This window comes from Streptomyces sp. NPDC014727, from assembly GCF_043083485.1.
Lineage (GTDB): Bacteria > Actinomycetota > Actinomycetes > Streptomycetales > Streptomycetaceae > Streptomyces.
Map to the genome: position 1 here is coordinate 466,663 of NZ_JBIBYR010000001.1, position 19,141 is coordinate 485,803.

A 19,141-nucleotide genomic window follows, 5' to 3' on the forward strand; every position below is an offset into this window, starting at 1 on the left:
GCGATACGGTCTTGCCGACTGCCGACGACTACGTAGAGGTGAAGAAGAGATGCCGCTGACCCCCGAGGACGTGCGGAACAAGCAGTTCACGACCGTCCGCCTCCGAGAAGGCTATGACGAGGACGAGGTCGATGCCTTCCTCGACGAGGTCGAGTCCGAGCTGACGCGCCTGCTCCGTGAGAACGAGGACCTGCGCGCGAAGCTGGCCGCCGCCACGCGTGCCGCCGCGCAGAACCAGCAGCAGGGAATGCGCAAGCCGGAGCCGCAGGACCGGCCCGGGGCACCTGTGCCCGCCGCCATATCGGGTCCGCCGGTCCAGCAGCAGCCCCCGCAGATGGGTCCCCCCCAACTGCCCGGTGGTGCTCCGCAGCTGCCCGCCGGTCCCAGCGGTCACGGTCCTGGTCCCCAGGGCCCGCACGGCCCCGGCCCGCAGGGCCCGCACGGCCCCGGTCCGATGCAGGGCGGTCCCATGGGTGGCCCGATGGGTGGCCCCATGGGCGGTCACGCCCCCCAGCAGCAGATGCAGCAGATGCAGCAGCCGCCGCAGATGCAGCAGCCCGGTCAGGGCCCCGGCGGCGACAGCGCCGCCCGTGTCCTGTCGCTCGCGCAGCAGACCGCCGACCAGGCGATCGCGGAGGCCCGTTCCGAGGCCAACAAGATCGTCGGCGAGGCGCGCAGCCGCGCCGAGGGACTGGAGCGGGACGCGCGCGCCAAGGCGGACGCGCTGGAGCGGGACGCGCAGGAGAAGCACCGCGTGGCGATGGGCTCGCTGGAGTCGGCCCGCGCGACGCTGGAGCGCAAGGTCGAGGACCTGCGTGGCTTCGAGCGCGAGTACCGGACCCGGCTGAAGTCCTACCTGGAGAGCCAGCTGCGTCAGCTGGAGACCCAGGCCGACGACTCGCTGGCCCCGCCGCGGACCCCGGCGACCGCTTCGCTGCCGCCGTCGCCCTCGCTGGCTCCGGCCGGTGCGGGTGCCATGGGCCACACCATGGGCGGCAACCACGGCGGTCACGGCAACCCGCCGATGGGCGGCAACCCGTCCATGGGTGGTGGACCCTCGTACGGCGGCCAGCAGCAGATGTCGCCGGCGATGACCCAGCCGATGGCGCCGGTGCGGCCGCAGGCGCCGCAGCCGATGCAGCAGGCCCCGTCGCCGATGCGTGGGTTCCTGATCGACGAGGACGACAACTGAGCCCGGTGCGCGCGATGAGCGCGTAGCCGTCGGCAGGCTGAGGGCCGGGCCCCGGGGTTTCCCCGGGGCCCGGCCCTTTTCCCGTGGACGGGGGCGTGGGCGGTGCGCGGTGAGCCCCGTTCCCTCAGTGCTCCTTCCCGCAACCCGGCCCCGGGCTGCGGGAAGGAGCACGCGGAAGGGCCCGCCCGGAACACCTGTTCCGGGCGGGCCCTCGATGCGTCCGGGCTACTGCTCCGTCTTGCGGAGACGGAACGTCAGGGACAGGCCCTCGTCCTCGAACGGCCGGCCGTACTCCGGGTCCGCCTCACCCTGTGCGTAGTCCAGGGCCAGGACCTCGTCCGCGATCAGGGCCGCGTGCTCGGTCAGGGCCTCCACGGTGGCGGGGGAGGTCGACGTCCAGCGGACGGCGATGCGGTCCGCGACATCCAGACCGCTGTTCTTGCGGGCCTCCTGGATGAGGCGGATCGCGTCACGGGCCAGGCCCGCGCGGCGCAGCTCCGGGGTGATCTCCAGGTCCAGGGCGACCGTCGCGCCCGAGTCGGACGCCACCGACCAGCCCTCGCGCGGGGTCTCGGTGATGATCACCTCGTCGGGAGCGAGGCTCACCGTCTCGCCGTCCACCTCGACCGATGCCGTGCCCTCGCGCAGGGCCAGCGACAGGTCCGCCGCGTCGGCGTTCGCGACCGCCTTGGCCACCGCCTGGACGCCCTTGCCGAACCGCTTTCCGAGCGCGCGGAAGTTGGCCTTCGCGGTCGTGTCGACCAGCGAGCCTCCGACCTCGGAGAGCGAGGCCAGCGAGGAGACGTTCAGCTCCTCCGTGATCTGCGTGTGCAGTTCGGGGGAGAGGGACTCGAAGCCCGAGGCCGCGACCAGGGCCCGGGACAGTGGCTGACGGGTCTTGACGCCCGACTCGGCACGGGTGGCCCGGCCCAGCTCGACCAGGCGGCGCACCAGCGCCATCTGGGTGGAGAGGGCCGGGTCGATGGCCGCGAAGTCCGCCTTGGGCCAGGCGGAGAGATGGACCGACTCGGGGGCATCCGGGGTGACCGGAACGACCAGGTCCTGCCAGACCCGCTCGGTGATGAACGGGGTGAGCGGGGCCATCAGCCGGGTCACCGTCTCGACGACCTCGTGCAGCGTGCGCAGCGCCGCCTTGTCGCCCTGCCAGAAGCGGCGGCGCGAGCGGCGTACGTACCAGTTGGACAGGTCGTCGACGAACGCGGACAGGAGCTTGCCGGCGCGCTGGGTGTCGTAACCGTCCAGAGCCTGCGTGACCTGGTCCACCAGTGCGTTCAGCTCGCTCAGCAGCCAGCGGTCCAGGACCGTGCGGTCCGCCGGGGCCGGGTCGGCGGCGGAGGGCGCCCAGCCCGACGTACGGGCGTACAGGGCCTGGAAGGCGACCGTGTTCCAGTACGTCAGGAGGGTCTTGCGGACGACTTCCTGGATCGTGTTGTGGCCGACGCGGCGCGCCGCCCACGGGGAGCCGCCCGCCGCCATGAACCAGCGCACCGCGTCCGCGCCGTGCTGATCCATGAGGGGGATCGGCTGAAGGATGTTCCCGAGGTGCTTGGACATCTTGCGGCCGTCCTCGGCGAGGATGTGGCCCAGACAGACCACGTTCTCGTAGGACGACTTGTCGAAGACCAGCGTGCCGACCGCCATCAGCGTGTAGAACCAGCCGCGGGTCTGGTCGATGGCCTCCGAGATGAACTGTGCCGGGTAGCGGCTCTCGAAGATCTCCTTGTTCTTGTACGGGTAGCCCCACTGCGCGAAGGGCATCGAGCCCGAGTCGTACCAGGCGTCGATGACCTCGGGGACGCGGTACGCCTCCAGCTGGCAGTTCTCGTGCGAGCAGGTGAATGTGATCTCGTCGATGAACGGGCGGTGCGGGTCGAGGCCGGAGAGGTCGGTGCCGGCCAGCTTGCTCAGCTCGGCGCGTGAGCCGACGCAGGTGAGGTGGCTGTCCTCGCAGCGCCAGATCGGCAGCGGGGTGCCCCAGTAGCGGTTGCGGGACAGCGCCCAGTCGACGTTGTTGTTCAGCCAGTCGCCGAAGCGGCCGTGCTTGACCGAGTCCGGGAACCAGTTGGTCTTCTCGTTCTCTTCGAGCAGCCGGTCCTTGATGGCGGTCGTACGGATGTACCAGGACGGCTGCGCGTAGTAGAGCAGCGCGGTGTGGCAGCGCCAGCAGTGCGGGTAGCTGTGCTCGTAAGGGACGTGCCGGAAGAGCTTGCCGCGGGCCTCCAGGTCCTCGGTGAGCGCCTCGTCGGCCTTCTTGAAGAAGATGCCGCCGACCAGCGGCAGCTCCTCTTCGAAGGTGCCGTCGGGACGGACCGGGTTCACGACCGGGAGGCCGTACGCCTTGCAGACGACGAGGTCGTCGGCGCCGAACGCGGGGGACTGGTGGACCAGACCCGTGCCGTCCTCGGTCGTCACGTACTCGGCGTTGACGATGTAGTGGGCCTCGGCGGGGAAGTCGACCAGGGTGAACGGGCGCTCGTACGTCCAGCGCTCCATCTCGCGGCCGGTGAAGGTCTGGCCGGTGGTCTCCCAGCCCTCGCCCAGCGCCTTCTCGACGAGCGGCTGCGCGACGACGAGCTTCTCCTCGCCGTCGGTCGCGACGACATAGGTGACATCGGGGTGCGCGGCGACGGCGGTGTTGGAGACCAGGGTCCAGGGAGTGGTCGTCCAGACGAGGAGGGAGGCGTCGCCGGCCAGGGGGCCGGAGGTGAGGGGGAAGCGTACGAAGACCGAAGGGTCGACGACCGTCTCGTACCCCTGGGCCAGCTCGTGGTCCGAGAGGCCCGTGCCGCAGCGGGGGCACCAGGGGGCGACGCGGTGGTCCTGGACCAGCAGGCCCTTGTTGAAGATCTCCTTCAGCGACCACCACACCGACTCGACGTACTCGGGGTCCATCGTGCGGTAGGCGTCGTCGAGGTCGACCCAGTAGCCCATCCGGGTCGTGAGCTCGGTGAACGCGTCGGTGTGGCGGGTCACGGACTCGCGGCACTTGGCGTTGAACTCGGCGATGCCGTACGCCTCGATGTCCTTCTTGCCGTTGAAGCCCAGCTCCTTCTCGACCGCGAGCTCGACCGGCAGTCCGTGGCAGTCCCAGCCGGCCTTGCGGCCGACGTGGTAGCCCTGCATGGTGCGGAAGCGGGGGAAGACGTCCTTGAAGACGCGGGCCTCGATGTGATGGGCGCCGGGCATGCCGTTGGCGGTCGGCGGGCCCTCGTAGAAGACCCACTCGGGGCGGCCCTCGGACTGTTCGAGGCTCTTGGCGAAGACCTTGCTCTCGCGCCAGAAATCGAGCACGGCGTGCTCCAGCGCGGGCAGGTCGACCTGGGCGGGCACCTGGCGGTACTGCGGCGATGTCATGGGCGGACTTCCTCCGGCGGACGTTTTCCACTTCCGTCGGAGGGACGAGGGCCTCATCGGCTCCCGCGGTACCACCCTCCTTGGCCCCGGGCGTGCGCCCGTGGCCCCCTCATTGGGGTCGCGATGTCGGTTCTACTTGCCTTGCGGCGTTCTTCCGACGGCTCCGGGTGATCTTCACGACGCGCTCGCCCCCGGGCTCCCACCGTCCCCGGGTCGCTCCTGGCTGCGTACGACGCTACTCGTCCCATCCACGCCTCTCGCTGAGGCCAGTGTACGGGCCCGTCCGGGCGACGGCCGACCGGTTCAACCCGTGGGTCGGGGCGTGACCCGAATGGGCAGACACCGGCTCATGGAGTCCCGGCGGGGGCCCGGGAGGCGGATTACCCGGCGGGGAGCTGGGCACAACGGATTCAGACGCGTCGGTATCCGGGCACGGGGAGGGGCGATTCGGCGGCGTGCCCCGTTGCCGCAGGGCTGGGGTCGATTTATCGTCCCAGCACGATTCGCGTGCAAGATCACAATATGTGAAGGGGCCGCGGCCATGGTGGCGAAGAAGAGCGCCGCGAAGAAGCCGGCGTCAGCGAGATCCACAGGTGCGACGGCCGGGAGGACGAGCGGAGAGGCTGCCGAGAAGACCGCGGTGAAGAAGGCCGCGGACAAGAAGACCGCCGCGAAGAAGACCGCGGCCCGGAAGAGGACGGCGCCCGCCCGGCACGCCGATGCCCGGCACGCGGCCTCGGCCGAGAAGGCGCCTGCGAAGAAGAGCGGGGCCAAGAAGGCTTCGAAGAAGGCCGCTGCGGCGGCCACGGTGGCGGCCGAGGCCGCCGAGCAGACGGGAGCCCACACGGTGGTAGCGAAGAAGAGTGCGGCCCGGACCCGCGCGCCCGGCAAGGGCTCCGCGCCCCTGCCCCCGGCCCGTGGAATCGCCACGGCAGACCCCGGCGAGCTGGCGGTCCGGCCGGGTGAGGACCCCTGGACGCCGGAAGAGGTCGAAGAGGCGCGGTCCGTGCTGAGCAGCGAGATCGATCGCCTGCGCAGTGAGCTGGAGGCGGCGAGCGCGGCGCTCGCCGGGCTGATGCGCGACTCCGGCGACGGGGCGGGTGACGACGAGGCGGACACCGGCACCAAGAACATCACCCGCGAGCACGAGATGTCGCTCGCCGCCAACGCCCAGGAGATGCTGGACCAGACCGAGCGGGCGCTGGCCCGGCTCGACGCCGGGACGTACGGGCTGTGCGAGGTCTGCGGCAATCCGATCGGCAAGGCACGGATGCAGGCGTTCCCCCGCGCCACGCTCTGTGTCGAGGACAAACAGAAACAGGAGCGACGCGGTTGATCCGTGGTGGTGTGTCGTACCCTCGTGCTCAGTCAGGAACCTAGGGTTGAGGGACTCACGTGGCAGAGGCGGAGCGCATCATCGGTACGCCGGACATCCCCGATGCCGAGGGGACTGAAGGGGACGAGGCCGGGGGCCGGGTCGAGGAGATTGCCCCGAGCAGGGGCAAGCGGAAGATCGCGGTGCTCTTCGTCATGGCCGCCTTCGCCTTCCTGCTCGACCTGATCAGCAAGATGGTCGTGGTCGCGAAGCTGGAGCATCACCCTCCGGTCGAGGTCCTCGGCAACTGGCTGAGGTTCGAGGTGATCCGCAACTCGGGCGCCGCGTTCAGTTTCGGCGAGGCGTTCACGGTCATCTTCACCGTCATCGCTGCCACCGTGATCGTCGTGATCGCCAGGATCGCCCGCAAGCTCTACAGCCTGCCGTGGGCCATAGCGCTCGGTCTGCTGCTCGGCGGAGCGCTCGGCAACCTCACCGACCGCCTCTTCCGCGCTCCGGGCATCTTCGAGGGCGCGGTGGTGGACTTCATCTCCGTCGAACACTTCGCCGTCTTCAACCTCGCGGACTCCGCGATCGTCTGCGGCGGCATCCTGATCGTGCTCCTCTCCTTCAAGGGCCTGGACCCCGACGGGACCGTGCACAAGGACTAGCGGGCGCAAGGCATACTCGATCAGGTGAGTACGTATCCCGAGGTCCGCACCCTGCCCGTACCCGACGGTCTGGAGGGCGAGCGCATCGACGCCGCCATTTCCCGGATGTTCGGTTTCTCCCGCACCAAGGCCGCCGAGCTGGCCGCTGCCGGGAAGGTGCAGGTGGACGGTTCGGTGGTCGGGAAGTCCGAGCGGGTGCGGGGCGGTGCCTGGCTGGAAGTGGAGATGCCGCAGGCACCCGCTCCGGTGCAGATCGTCGCCGAGCCCGTCGAGGGCATGGAGATCGTGCACGACGACGACGACATCGTCGTGATCGTGAAGCCGGTCGGGGTCGCCGCCCACCCGAGCCCCGGCTGGACCGGCACGACCGTCATCGGTGGTCTCGCCGCGGCCGGGTACCGGATCTCCACGTCCGGAGCGGCCGAGCGCCAGGGCATCGTCCACCGTCTCGACGTGGGCACCTCCGGCCTGATGGTCGTGGCCAAGTCCGAGCGCGCCTACACCCTGCTGAAGGCGCAGTTCCGCGACCGGGTCGTCGAGAAGAAGTACCACGCGCTGGTGCAGGGTCACCCGGACCCGATGAGCGGCACCATCGACGCCCCCATCGGGCGCCACCCGAACCTCGACTACAAGTGGGCCGTCACCGCCGACGGCAAGCCCTCCGTGACGCACTACGACCTCATCGAGGCCTACCGCGCCGCCAGCCTTCTGGACATCAAGCTGGAGACGGGCCGCACCCATCAGATCCGGGTGCACATGTCCGCCCACCGCCACCCCTGCGTCGGCGACCTGACCTACGGCGCCGACCCGACGATGGCCAAGCGCCTCGGCCTGACGAGGCAGTGGCTGCACGCCGTCCGGCTGGGCTTCGAGCACCCCGCCGACGGCAGCTGGGTGGAGTTCTCCAGTAACTACCCCGACGACCTCCAGCATGCCCTGGACAAGATCACCGCGGAGAGCGAGTGAGCGGCACGCCTGCCCCGTACGTCACCCGTACGGTCATCGACGAGCGGGACCGCGCCGCCTGTTTCCAGGTCCGCAAGGACGTCTTCGTCGGCGAGCAGAACGTGCCCGAGGAGATCGAGTACGACGCCTACGACGCGGACGCGGTGCATGTGATCGCCGTCGCGGCGGACGGTTCGGCGCTCGGTACCGCGCGGCTTCTGCACGGCCCGGCCGCGGCGGCCAGGGCCGGCACGGACCTCGCCGTCGGCTCGCTCGGCCGACTGGCGGTGATCAAGCGGGCGCGCGGCCTCGGCGTCGGCGTGGCGCTGGTGAGGGCCATCGAGGACGCGGCCCGTGAGCTGGGTCTGGCCGCCGTCGACCTGCACGCCCAGACCCATGCGCTCGGCTTCTACGAGCGGCTCGGGTACGCGGCGTACGGTCCCGAATTCCCGGACGCGGGGATCCCGCACCGGGCGATGCGACGCTCTCTGCAGGACTGACGGCCTGGTGCACGGCGTAAGGGCTGTCCCGAGCACGCCGGGCTCGATCCGAAGGAAAGACCTCAGCGCCGGACCCCGGCGCGGGGTGCCGCTACGGACGCGGCGGCACCCCGGCGGTCGTCAGGGGCGCTCCGGCAGGCCCCAGCGCGTCCACGTCCCGCTCGACGGCACGTCGCGCGGTTCCGTCCGGGACGGACGCGCGCCGTGCGGAGTCACCACCGCCGTGCCTCCGCGCGGCAGGCTCAGGGCGATCCGTCCCGGTCCGGTCTCCCGCCAGCGCAGCGGTCGCCCGTGTGCGTCGCGTACGTCTATCCGGCCCGTGATCGAGTGGTCCAGGGTCAGCGGGGCGCCCGCTTCGCTGTGCACCCGTACCCAGCGCGTGGCACCTTTGGAGCGGTCCGCGTCCACGAGGAACGCGCCCTGGGTGCGCAGTGAGGCGATCGACGCGTCCGCCCAGCGGTCCGAGACGGAGGGGAAGACCTTCACGACTCCCTCGTGGCCCTGCACCACCATGTCGAGCATCGACTGGGCTGCGGACAGCGGACTCTCCAGGGCGAGGTTCTTGCCTTCCCTGTACATGGTGTTGACCGTCATCTGACAGTCCGCGACCACCTTCAGATCGGTGAAGAAGGTCAGGAAGTCGAGAGCCTTCTCCGGCTCGTCCATCACCGAGTACATGGACGAGGCGGTGGCGTAGCTGTAACCGTGCCACAGCTGCTGCATAGAGACCCAGTGGTCCATGGAGCGCCGCATCACATCGCGGTCCCCGGCCCGGTCCCAGTTCCGCTCGCGCAGCGGGTGGAGCCAGAGCAGATGCGAGTGGTGGCGGTGCGAGTCGGCGAGCGGGACGTCCTTGCCGATCATGACACCGGCCACCGGGTCCTCGGCGTACGGGGTGAGCCTGCGGTCGATGTCCTGCCAGCGCTTCATCCGGGGGTCGTCGTTGCGCAGCAGCTTCGCGGAGGCGATGAGGGTGCGCACGCCCCAGCGGACGAGCGAGAGGTCATAGGTGCAGTCCGTGGCGTTGGCGTACTCGGGGGAGCGGGTCTCCAGCAGATGCAGCCTGCCGTCGGGGCCCTCGTGCAGGAAGTGCGCGTAGAAGTTGATGGCCTTCGTCAGGATCGGGTACACCACGTCGCGCAGGACGGACAGGTCCATCGAGTGCCGGTAGGACTGCCAGACGTTGTGCAGGGCCCAGGTGAGGTTGCCGAAGTTGTCGGAGACGTGGTCCGAGCCCGGGGCGCCGACGTCGTACGTCTCCCCCGCGCGCAGCTGCCAGTCGGAGGGGTGGCCCAGCGCATAGCTCTCGCCGTCGCGGTAGTCGACGGGGACGGAGGCCGGGAGGTTGTGCTCGAAGCGGCGGAAGGCGCCCGTCACGGAGTCGAGTTCGGGGTGGTTGGAGCCGTGGACGGGTGCCATGCCGATCTGGACGTTGAGGTTCCACCAGACCGCGGTCCAGTTGTTGCCGACTTCGGGGAACCACGGGCCCCATTCGGAGATCGTCGGGCCCTCGGCCCTGGTCGACGCGGCGAGCTTGTAGAGCTGGATGAGGTAGAAGCTCTGCAGCCGCTTGTCCGGCACGGAGAGGAAGCTGCGCCGGTAGTACGCGTGCCACCAGCCGCGGTGTCGCTCCACCAGCCGGTCGAGGTCGGTGGCGAGGGTGCGGTCCACGGCCCGGAGCGCGGCGGTCGTCGCCTCCGACACGTGGCCGGGAAAGCGGTACACGAGGTGTGCGGCGAGCAGCCGGCCGGTGCCCTCGCGGCGTTCGCGCCAGGCGGTGGTCCAGCCGCCGCCCGCGAGCAGCGGTTGCTCGACGAAGCCGTCGCCGACGCGCGGGTCGGGGTTGGGCGTGTAGTCCTCCGGCTTGCCGCTGTTGCGGGTGGTGGCGGCCTGCAGCCAGTGGAAGGACCAGGCGGCGGACTCCTCGCCGGGGGAGGGCCGGGTGGAGATCAGCAGGGCGCCGGTGTCGTTCTGGACGAGGGCGGAGAAGGCCAGCGAGCCGCGGCTGGTGGTGACCGTGCCGCGCAGCTCGGCGTCGTACGGATCCAGGGTCCAGTCGACGCCGGTGATCTCCCCGGCGAGGGTCAGGGTGAAGTACCCGATGGGGAGGCGGGAGAAGCCTATGCCGCCGCGCCACTGGCCGCGCTGGTCCTGCACCTGGCTGTGACTGAGCATCAGCTTCAGCGTGTCGGCGGTCTTTCCCGCGTACAGCTGGGCGCCGAGGTAGCCGTTGGCGAGGAAGGGGGCCTGCTGCCAGCCGGTGGGGAGGGTGCGCCAGGTCATGGCGGCGTCGCGGACGGTCCGTTCGTGGACGTCCGCCCCCGGGCGGCCCGCCGGGGCGGGAGCGGACGCGGCCCATGCGGTAGGTGAGCCGGCGAGCCAGAGCGCGGATGTTCCGGCAGCGGCGGCGCCGACGAAATGCCTTCGGGAGAACGCGGTCACGTGGTTTCTCCTGCCAGTCATGTATGTGGTGAGGGTTCTTGTCCCTGAATCACGCATGCCGCATACTGCCCGCCCTGAAGAGGGAGCGGAAGGGGGTGACTGTATAAACATCGGAGGAATGGTTGGTCGATGGGGGCCGTGAAGGGGGTGTTGTCCGGATTGCTGGCCTTGCGTGGCAGGCTTGAGGTCCATGTCGGCCGATCACGGTGGTCGGCTCACCGCGCTCCGGAAGGCACCTCGTGGACCAAATGGCACTGCTCCTCATGCTGTTGCTCGGAGCTGTGGTCACGGTGCCGCTGGGGGAGCGTCTGGGGCTGCCCGCGCCGGTGCTGATGACGCTCGCCGGAGTCGGCATGGCGTTCCTCAGCTTCGTACCCAATGTGGACATCCCGCCCGAGATCATTCTTCCCGCGCTGCTGCCGCCGCTGCTCTACGCCTCCGTGCAGCGCACGTCCTGGCGGCAGTTCGCCGCCAATAAACGACCGATCTTTCTGCTGGCCGTGGCGCTGGTCTTCATCACGACGGCCGCCGTCGCCGCGGTGGCCAACGCGATCGTCCCGGGGCTGCCCATCGCCGCCGCAGTGGCGCTCGGAGCGCTCGTCGCCCCGCCCGACCCCGTCGCGGCGACGGCCGTCGCGGGCTCGGTCGGGCTGCCGCGCAGGCTCGTCTCCATCCTGGAGGGCGAGGGGCTGTTCAACGACGTGACCGCGATCGTGCTCTACCACGTGGCGATCGCCGCCGCGGTGAGCGGCACGTTCTCGCTGCCGGAGGCCTTCGGGCTGCTCATACTCTCCGCGGTCGTCGCCGTGGTCGTGGGCCTCGCGCTCGGCTGGATCACCATCAAGCTCATGGGCCTGCTCGGCGACGCCACGCTCCAGGTCGGCCTCACCCTGCTGGTGCCGTTCGTGAGCTACGTGCTCGCGGAGGAGCTGAGGGGATCGGGTGTCCTCGCCGTCCTCACCACCGCGCTCTTCCTCGCCGAGCACACCGCTGACGCCGACGACGTTCTCGGGCGGCTCACCGGCCGCAGCTTCTGGGAGATCGTCGACACCCTCGTCACCGGAGTCGCCTTCGGACTGATCGGCCTCGAACTGCACAACGTCTTCGGGACGGCCGACGGCCGCGAGCTCCAGATGCTCGGCTGGGGTCTGGCCGTCGTCGCGGTCGTCGTCGGCGTACGGCTGCTGTATCTGTTGCCGGCGACCTGGCTCGCCAAGCGGCTGCACACCCGGCGCGACGTCAGCGAGGAGATCCCCACCAGTTGGCGGGAGACCGTCGTCATGTGGTGGTCCGGGATGCGCGGCGTCGCCTCGGTCGCGCTGGCGCTCGCGATCCCGCTGCAGACGGACGACGGGAAGCCGTTCCCGGGACGCGACGAGATCGTCTTCATCGCCTTCGCCGTGATCATGGCCACGCTCGTCGTCCAGGGACTCAGCCTGCCGTGGCTGGTGCGCAAGCTCCGGGTCCGGGCCGACACGGACGCCGAGGAGACGCTGGAGAAGGACCTCGCGATCCGCGCCGCGAAGGCCGCGAAGCAACGGCTCAAGGAGATCCAGGAGGTCGAGGATTTCCCGGAAGAAGTCGCGGAGCGGCTGGCGCGGTTGGCGTACGACGTGGGGGCGCGGATCAGCCCCGACATGGTCGACGAGGAGCGCCGCGAGGCGTACGCGAAGCGCGCCGAGCGCTTCAAGGCGGTCAACCGCGTCCAGCGCGAAATGATGTCGGCCGCCCGCCACGCGGTGCTGTCGGCCCGCAACGAGGCGGGTACGGATCCGGAGGTCGTCGACCGGGTGCTGCGACAGCTGGACGTACGCAGCCTGCGGTGAGGCGGCGGGCCGGGTGCCCGCGGGAACCCGGGCCGGATCAGCCGCGTCCCGTGCGGGGCGACTTGTCGCGGTCGGCCGGTTTCTCGTCCATCGTGTGGGACGGGTGCGGCCACGCGTCACCGGGCGGAAGGGTGGCGGGAGCCGTCGCGATCCGTGGCAGCGCGTACGGATGGTGGTCGCGCAGCCAGCCGATGAGCTGCTCCCGGACGGCGCAGCGCACCGTCCAGATGTCGTCCGCGTCCTTTGCCGTGACCACCGCGCGGACCTGGATCGTCGACGGTGTGGTGTCCGTGACCGCCAGGGACCAGCTGCGTCCGTCCCAGGCGGCGCACTCGCCCAGGATGTCCCGCAGCTGCTCGCGCATCGCGGCGACCGGGGCCGAGTGATCGAGGTGGAAGAAGACCGAGCCGGTCATCTGGGCACCGCCGCGCGACCAGTTCTCGAACGGTTTGCTGGTGAAGTACGAGACCGGCATCGTGATCCGTCGCTCGTCCCAGGTCCGTACCGCGAGAAAGGTCAGCGTGATCTCCTCGATCGTGCCCCACTCGCCGTCCACCACCACCGTGTCACCGATGCGCACCATGTCGCCGAACGCGATCTGCAGCCCCGCGAAGAGGTTGCCGAGCGTCGACTGGGCCGCAATGCCCGCGACGATGCCGAGGAGACCGGCAGAGGCCAGCATCGAGGTGCCGAACGTCCGCATCGCCGGGAACGTCAGCAGCATCGCGCCGACCGCGACGGTCGCCACGATCGCCGTGACCACCCGCTGGATCAGCGTCACCTGTGTACGGACCCGCCGCACCCGCGCCGGGTCGCGGGTGCTCGCCGCGTACCGGGCGTAGACGGAATCGACCACGGCCACCGCGATCCGCACCACCAGCCAGGCCGAAGCACCGATCAGCACCAGCGTCAGCACCTGGCCGATCCCCGCCCGGTGGTCGTCGACCGGTTCGAGCCGGGTCTGGGTGTACGTGCCTCTCAGCAGCGCCGTGCACAGGGTCAGCTGGAGCGGTATCCGGCAGCGCCGCAGCAGACCCCACAGCGGTGTCTCCCGGTGGCGGTCGTCGGCCCGTCTGAGCAGCAGATCGACCAGCCAGCCGACCAGCAGCGTGATCACGACCGCGCCACCGACCACGATCAGCGGACGCAGCACGCTCTCCATCCCGTCGTTCTCCATGCTCTCGACCGTAGCTGGCACCATGGGCCTCATGAACATCATGCTTTTCCACTCGACGTACGGTCTGCGCCCCGCGGTGCACGCTGCCGCCGACCGGCTGCGCGCCGCCGGGCACGAGGTGCAGGTGCCCGATCTCTTCGAGGGGCACACCTTCGAAACCGTCGAGGAGGGCCTGGCCTTCAAGGAAGAGGTGGGCAAGGACGAATTGCTCAGGCGGGCCGTGCTGGCCGCCGCGCCCTACTCCGACCGGGGCCTGGTATACGCCGGGTTCTCCTTCGGCGCGTCCACCGCGCAGACCCTGGCGCTCGGCGACGAGAAGGCGCGCGGTCTGCTGCTGTTCCACGGCACCTCGGACATCGCCGAGAACGCCTCGGTGGACGAGCTGCCCGTACAACTGCATGTCGCGGACCCCGACCCGTTCGAGACGCACGACTGGCTGAACTCCTGGTATCTGCAGATGCAGCGGACCGGTGCCGATGTCGAGATCTACCGCTACCCGGGGGCCGGGCATCTCTTCACGGATCCCGAACTGCCCGACTTCGACCGGCCGTCGGCCGAGCTGGCCTGGAAGGTCGCGCTCGGTTTCCTCGCCACGTTGTGACCGCGCGAAGGGCCCCGCACGCCGCGAGGCCCTTCGTGCGGACGGTGGATCAGCCCCGGTAGGCGGTCCAGCTGTCGCTCATCCGCTGCACCTGGCCCGGTGTGAACTGGTACATGCACGAGTCGTACGTGTAGTCCATGAAGTTGTGGATCGGGTCGACACCGGCCTTGCTGGTGCAGGTGTCGCGTCCGGTCGGGCAGGCGTACGCCGCGCTCGCCTCGGCCGGGGTGTCGGCGACGTAGTCGCCGTTGCCGTTACAGCCGCCCTGGAAGGTGTGGTACAGCCCCATCCAGTGGCCGACCTCGTGGGTGGCGGTGTCGCCCTCGTTGTAGTTGGTGGCCGACCCGCCGGGCAGCGAGGCGTCCAGGATGACGACGCCGTCCATGCTCGGGCTGGACGTGTACGAGCTGGGGAAGGTGGCCCAGCCCAGCAGTCCGCCGCCGAGGTTGGCGGTGTAGATGTTGAGCGCGTTCTTGCCGCCCTTGCGCAGCGTCGACTTCATCGACTTCTCGGCGGCGGAGCCCGACGAGAGGTTGTACCAGGAGGCGTTGTCCGTGTAGTCGGTGCCGGCCAGCGAGAACTGGAAGCCGGAGTTGGTGTTGCCGGTGCCCTGGCCGCTGTAGGCCGCGTTCAGCACGTTCATCTGGCCGCTGATCTCGCTCGCGGTGAGCTTGCCGGTGGTGCCGGAGTGGATGACGTGGAAGTAGACCGGGACGGTCGCTCCGGTGGCGAGCGCGGGGCCGCTCACCCGGCGGTCCGCGAGTCTCTCCTTGAGCTGCGTGTCGATGGCCTTGGCCTGGGCCGCGGTCAGTTCATTGGGGTCCGCGACGTGCTTGGTGCCCGAGGGACGGGCCGCGCGTGCGGTGGCGCCGGCACTCGTCCCGCTCGCGCACTTCTCGGCGGACGTGGCGGACGCGGCGGAGGTCGACGTCTTTGCGGCGGCGGTGCCGACGGTGGCGGAGAGCGGTGCTATGGCCAGGGTTCCGGCCAGGACGGCGGTGCCGATCGCACGGTTACGCATACGCGGCGATATACGGGCAAGAGTGCGCACGGGGACTCCTCGCGGACGTGTGGGGGGAGGGATTTCCTCACCCGCCGCCGGGAGATTACGTGCGCATGTCAGATCTTGAAGAGAATCGATCAAGCCCAATCAGCCATGGGGCAAAGCGGGAAAACAGGGAGAAATAATTCTGGGCGTTCCAGAGTTTGAGACGCCGCCGTAACGTCCCGCGTCACCCCGGCGGGCGGTGTGTCCCCATTGAGGTCGGGAGACACGCCACCCGCCGTAGTGACGTAATACGCCGTCAACATGGCGTGGAGTGGCTGAAAATGAATCCTCAGCGCACCGGCTGGTTCACCCGCTCGACCTTCTGGGTTCCGCTGAGCGTCCGGTAGGAACGTGTCCAGGCGGCGGTCGCGTCCCGCTTCGTCCTGTCGGAGACCACGTAGTAGTCCATCTGCGAGCGCTCGGGGGTGACGTCGAGGACGCCGTAGCCGTGCGAGTCCATGTCCACCCACTTCACATGGCGGTTGGCCGCCTTGACCGCCGCGCTCGCGACCACCGAGACGGTCCCCGGTGCGACATGCAGGATGTCGTCCAGGTTGTCCGAGGTCACCGATGTCACCACGAACTCGGTGGCGGCCGAGGCCGAGAGCGGATACGTCGCCGCCTTCACCGGTACGTCATTGGCCCACGCCATGTGGATGTCGCCGGTCAGGAAGACCGTGTTGGTGATCGACCGGTCCCGCAGATGCGTGATCAGTTCCTTGCGGTCGTCCGTGTAGCCGTCCCACTGGTCGACGTTGACGGCGAGCCCCTCCTTGGGCAGCCCCAGCAACCCGGCCAGCGGCCCCAGCAGATGCGCGGGTACGGAACCGAACGTGACCGGCGAGATCATCACCGATGTGCCGACCAGCTTCCAGGTGGCGTCCGAGCCGGCCAGGCCCGACTTCAGCCAGTCCAGTTGGTCCCGGCCGGTGATCGTGCGATCCGGATCGTCGACCGAGCCGTTGCCGATCGTCGACTGCTGGGAGCGGAAGCTACGCAGATCGAGGAGGTGGAGATCGGCCAGGTTGCCGAAGCGCAGCCGCCGGTAGACGGTGCCCTCGGTGGAGGCGCGGACCGGCATCCACTCGAAGTACGCCTGCTTGGCGCCCGCGACCCGGTCGGCCCAGGCGCCCTCCGTGCCCGGCGTGTGGTTCTCGGCCCCGCCCGACCAGGCGTCGTTGGCGAACTCGTGGTCGTCCCAGATCGCGATCACCGGGTGGGCGGCGTGCAGCGCCTGGAGGTCGCTGTCCGTCTTGTAGTTGCCGTGCCGGGTGCGGTAGTCGGCGAGGGTGAGGATCTCGTGCCTCGGCTCGTGCGGACGTACGACGTACTTCGCGGCCGGGTAACTGCCCGAGGCGTACTCGTAGATGTAGTCGCCGAGGTGCAGCACCGCGTCGAGATCGGCGCGGGCGGCGAGATGCCGGTACGGGGAGAAGAACCCGGCCTCCCAGTTGGCGCAGGACACCACGCCGAACCGCACCCCGGGCGTGGCGGCGCCGGCCGCGGGGGCCGTGCGGGTGCGGCCGACGGGGGAGTGGGTGTCGCCCACGGCGAAGCGGTAGTAGTACGTGCTCGCCGGGGCGAGGCCTCGCACGTCCGCCTTCACGGTGTGGTCGGTGGCCGCGCTCGCGGTGGCCGTCCCGCGGCCCACCACCGTACGGAACTCCTTGTCCTGCGCGATCTCCCAACTCACCCGCACGACGGGGCCCTTGTCCGAGCCGGGGGTCGCCCCGGCGTTCGGCGTCACCCGGGTCCACAGCAGGATGCCGTCGGGCAGCGGGTCGCCGGACGCGACGCCGTGCAGGAAGACGGGCTCGTCGGCGGCATGGGCGGGGGCCGCCGAGACGAGCGGGGCGGCGAGCACGGCACCGACGGCGGCGGCCTTGACGACCGTGCGGCGGCGCGGGGCGTGAGGGCCGGGGCGGTCCGGCCGGGCATCTGAAGGTATGCGACTGGTCACAGACGATCAAACTACCGGTCGGTACGGTCAAAGAGCGGGTGAATCCGAAGAGTTCACCCGCTCTTCTGTGAAGAGCCCACTCCCTCCTCCGTGCGGCGACAGCCTGTGAGGGTGTGCTGCCTCAGCCCTTGAGGGCCTTGTCGACGGCAGTGTTCCAGTCGTCGACGGTCATCGGCGCGTTCTTGCCGTCCGGGCCGGTGATCTTCTTGCCGTCGGTGACGAAGGACGGGGAGCCTTCGACGTCGTACTTGTTGTTGTCGAAGTTCTTTGACATCTCGATCGCCCAGCGATCGAAGGTGCCGTCCTTGACGTCCTTCTGGAAGGTCTTGTTGTTCTTCAGCTCGGAGACGGTGTCCGCGATCTCGATGAGGTACGCGTCGTCCTTGAACTTGTCGTCCGTCTCTTCCGGGTGGTACTTCGCCGAGTAGAGCGCTTCCTTGTAGGAGGCGAAGGCGTCCTTGGACACGTTGAGGGCGGCGCCGAGCGCGCTGAGCGCGTTCTTGGAGCCCTCACCGGGGAGATTGGTGTCGAGGAAGGTGGCGCCCACGTACTGGAGCTTGTACTTGCCGTCCTTCAGGTCCTTCTCGACCGTCGGGCCGACCGTCTGCTCGAACGTGGCACAGATGGGGCAGCGAGGGTCCTCGAAGGCGATGATCGTCTTCTTGGCGGAGTCCTGGCCGAGGGTGACCGTCGTGTTGTTCTTGCCGGTGGTGTTCTTGGGCGCGACCAGTGGCTTGTCCTTCGCGGCCTCCCACTGGGAGGGCTTGTTGCCCTGCATCACGAAGTAGCCGATGCCGCCGGCTATCGCCAGGGCGGCGACGACCGAACCGGCGACCTTGATCTGTCGCCGTACCTTGTCCCGCTTGGCCTGGCGTTCGCGCTCGATGCGCAGCCGCTCGCGGGCCGCGGTCTTCGCCTGCTGGCTGTTGCGCTTGCTCATGATGGATCGACTCTCCGTAGATCTGGGTAAGGGATGGGGACTGCCGTACCGGGGTCAGTGGGCCCCGCACGGTGGTCCGCGCAGTCCTACGGAGTGCGTCAGAAGACGGGTGCGCATGACCGGCGTGCGCAGCGCGGGGCGCGGGCGGGGGCGCGTCGGCTCCCCGCGGACCATGTCCACGGCGCAGGCGACGAGCAGCGGCCGGGGCGTGAAGGCGGCCACCGCACGCAGCAGCCGGGCCAGCGCGACCTCGCCGCGCCACAGCCATGCCGCCGCGACGAGCCCCACCGAGACATGTGCGGCGAGCAGCAGCCAGGGGGTCATCGACGCGGAGTCGGCGCCGGGCGGTGCGACGTGCGCCAGGGGGGCGCCGAAGGAATCGCCGCGGCAGATCAGGTCCCAGCCCATGGACCGCAACGACCCCGCCACGGGGCCGCCCGCCGGGCCGTAGCAGGCGTGCTGTCCGCTGGTGAACACGGTGTCCGCCGCGAGTTCGAGCGGTACGAGCAGCGCGGCGATGGGCCAGAACCCCCGCTCGCGCGCGCCCGCCAGGGCGAAGGCGAGCAGAAAGACGACCGTACCGATCAGCGCGAGCAGCGGCAGCGGGAGCGGTAGTGAGGAGAGCAGTGCGTGGGCGCCCGAGGACAGCGTCAGGCACAGCGCGGTGAAGAGCGCTGCCCGTGTCGCTCGGAGGCCGATCGCCTGCGTGTTCATCGTGGTAATTCTGCCATGCCGGTTCCCGGGTGAGAGGTGGCCCGTCGGCCCGGATTCAGCTGTCCGGATCATGGTCAAAATCGCTGAAATTACCCATGTTTGGTGAGCGTGAAGATGGGCTGTGCCTGCTGGTCCCCATGGGGTGGCGTCGCTGTGCGGGATGCGCGAATCGACGTCGACGCGTATCGCGAGCGGAACAGCGGAAAAGGCCCGCCGGAATTCAGGCGGGCCGTTCCCGGTGAAGCCCCCCAGTACCGCGGTCCTGGCGGCAATCGAAACCAGAGCTTTCTTGAAGTTCATATCCCCCACCGATTTCCTTCACTTTTTCGGAACGGGGGATGCTGATCCCTGCCGGAAGGCGAGGCGATGGGTTAATGGACGCGCGCGGAAATCGACATTCAGAAAAATCTCCATATCCCGGAGGTGAATTAAGTG

General features: G+C 69.6%; 14 protein-coding genes. 7 read left to right on the forward strand and 7 right to left on the reverse strand.

Features of this window, described 5'->3' with window-relative positions; translation table 11 throughout:
* Positions 1 to 49: 49 nt before the first annotated feature.
* Entirely contained in the window at positions 50 to 1,192 is a 1,143-nt protein-coding gene (locus tag ACF1B9_RS02140; RefSeq protein ID WP_376209854.1) for a DivIVA domain-containing protein, read from the forward strand.
* 225 nt (positions 1,193 to 1,417) lie between these two features.
* Here ACF1B9_RS02140 and ileS read toward each other — a convergent pair whose 3' ends face one another.
* Positions 1,418 to 4,567, reverse strand: coding sequence for an isoleucine--tRNA ligase (ileS, locus tag ACF1B9_RS02145; protein ID WP_391739996.1), 3,150 nt, complete (start codon positions 4,565 to 4,567; stop codon positions 1,418 to 1,420).
* A gap of 541 nt (positions 4,568 to 5,108) precedes the next feature.
* Between ileS and ACF1B9_RS02150 the strand changes: the two genes are divergently transcribed.
* The 4 genes from ACF1B9_RS02150 to ACF1B9_RS02165 are packed head-to-tail and all read left to right on the forward strand — an operon-like array spanning position 5,109 to position 7,998.
* Positions 5,109 to 5,903, forward strand: coding sequence for a TraR/DksA family transcriptional regulator (locus ACF1B9_RS02150; protein ID WP_391739995.1), 795 nt, complete (start codon positions 5,109 to 5,111; stop codon positions 5,901 to 5,903).
* Between the two features lie 59 nt (positions 5,904 to 5,962).
* Complete coding sequence (gene lspA, locus ACF1B9_RS02155) at positions 5,963 to 6,553, forward strand: signal peptidase II (RefSeq protein WP_391739994.1); 591 nt, start codon at positions 5,963 to 5,965, stop codon at positions 6,551 to 6,553.
* 24 nt (positions 6,554 to 6,577) lie between these two features.
* The gene (locus tag ACF1B9_RS02160) at positions 6,578 to 7,519 is read left to right on the forward strand and encodes an RluA family pseudouridine synthase (RefSeq protein WP_376218488.1); all 942 of its coding nucleotides are present in this window, start codon (positions 6,578 to 6,580) and stop codon (positions 7,517 to 7,519) included.
* Positions 7,516 to 7,998, forward strand: a complete 483-nt coding sequence (locus ACF1B9_RS02165) for a GNAT family N-acetyltransferase (RefSeq protein WP_391739993.1) — start codon at positions 7,516 to 7,518, stop codon at positions 7,996 to 7,998. The genes ACF1B9_RS02160 and ACF1B9_RS02165 overlap by 4 nt, the downstream gene beginning before the upstream one ends.
* 120 nt (positions 7,999 to 8,118) lie before the next feature.
* Here the strand turns inward: ACF1B9_RS02165 and ACF1B9_RS02170 are convergent, their stop codons facing one another.
* Positions 8,119 to 10,440, reverse strand: a complete 2,322-nt coding sequence (locus ACF1B9_RS02170; protein WP_391739992.1) for a hypothetical protein — start codon at positions 10,438 to 10,440, stop codon at positions 8,119 to 8,121.
* A gap of 239 nt (positions 10,441 to 10,679) precedes the next feature.
* On the opposite strand from ACF1B9_RS02170, the gene ACF1B9_RS02175 reads away from it, so the two are divergent.
* Positions 10,680 to 12,266 carry a Na+/H+ antiporter gene (locus tag ACF1B9_RS02175; protein ID WP_391739991.1) on the forward strand — a complete coding sequence of 529 codons (1,587 nt, stop codon included), beginning with the start codon at positions 10,680 to 10,682 and terminating at the stop codon, positions 12,264 to 12,266.
* 37 nt (positions 12,267 to 12,303) lie between these two features.
* Here ACF1B9_RS02175 and ACF1B9_RS02180 read toward each other — a convergent pair whose 3' ends face one another.
* Complete coding sequence (locus ACF1B9_RS02180) at positions 12,304 to 13,428, reverse strand: mechanosensitive ion channel family protein (RefSeq protein ID WP_391740108.1); 1,125 nt, start codon at positions 13,426 to 13,428, stop codon at positions 12,304 to 12,306.
* Positions 13,429 to 13,465: 37 nt separating this feature from the next.
* Between ACF1B9_RS02180 and ACF1B9_RS02185 the strand changes: the two genes are divergently transcribed.
* Positions 13,466 to 14,044, forward strand: coding sequence for a dienelactone hydrolase family protein (locus tag ACF1B9_RS02185; protein ID WP_391740107.1), 579 nt, complete (start codon positions 13,466 to 13,468; stop codon positions 14,042 to 14,044).
* A 49-nt stretch (positions 14,045 to 14,093) separates the two neighbouring features.
* Here the strand turns inward: ACF1B9_RS02185 and ACF1B9_RS02190 are convergent, their stop codons facing one another.
* The 4 genes from ACF1B9_RS02190 to ACF1B9_RS02205 all read right to left on the reverse strand — a co-directional run bounded on the left by ACF1B9_RS02190 (position 14,094) and on the right by ACF1B9_RS02205 (position 18,706).
* Positions 14,094 to 15,065 (reverse strand): zinc metalloprotease, encoded by a 972-nt coding sequence (locus ACF1B9_RS02190; protein ID WP_391739990.1) that lies wholly within the window; start codon positions 15,063 to 15,065, stop codon positions 14,094 to 14,096.
* A 316-nt stretch (positions 15,066 to 15,381) separates the two neighbouring features.
* A complete protein-coding gene (locus tag ACF1B9_RS02195) occupies positions 15,382 to 17,052 on the reverse strand; it encodes an alkaline phosphatase D family protein (protein ID WP_391739989.1) in 1,671 nt (556 codons plus the stop codon).
* Between the two features lie 121 nt (positions 17,053 to 17,173).
* The gene (locus ACF1B9_RS02200) at positions 17,174 to 17,992 is read right to left on the reverse strand and encodes a thioredoxin domain-containing protein (RefSeq protein WP_391739988.1); all 819 of its coding nucleotides are present in this window, start codon (positions 17,990 to 17,992) and stop codon (positions 17,174 to 17,176) included.
* A 54-nt stretch (positions 17,993 to 18,046) separates the two neighbouring features.
* Positions 18,047 to 18,706, reverse strand: a complete 660-nt coding sequence (locus tag ACF1B9_RS02205) for a hypothetical protein (RefSeq protein ID WP_391739987.1) — start codon at positions 18,704 to 18,706, stop codon at positions 18,047 to 18,049.
* Positions 18,707 to 19,141: the final 435 nt, after the last annotated feature.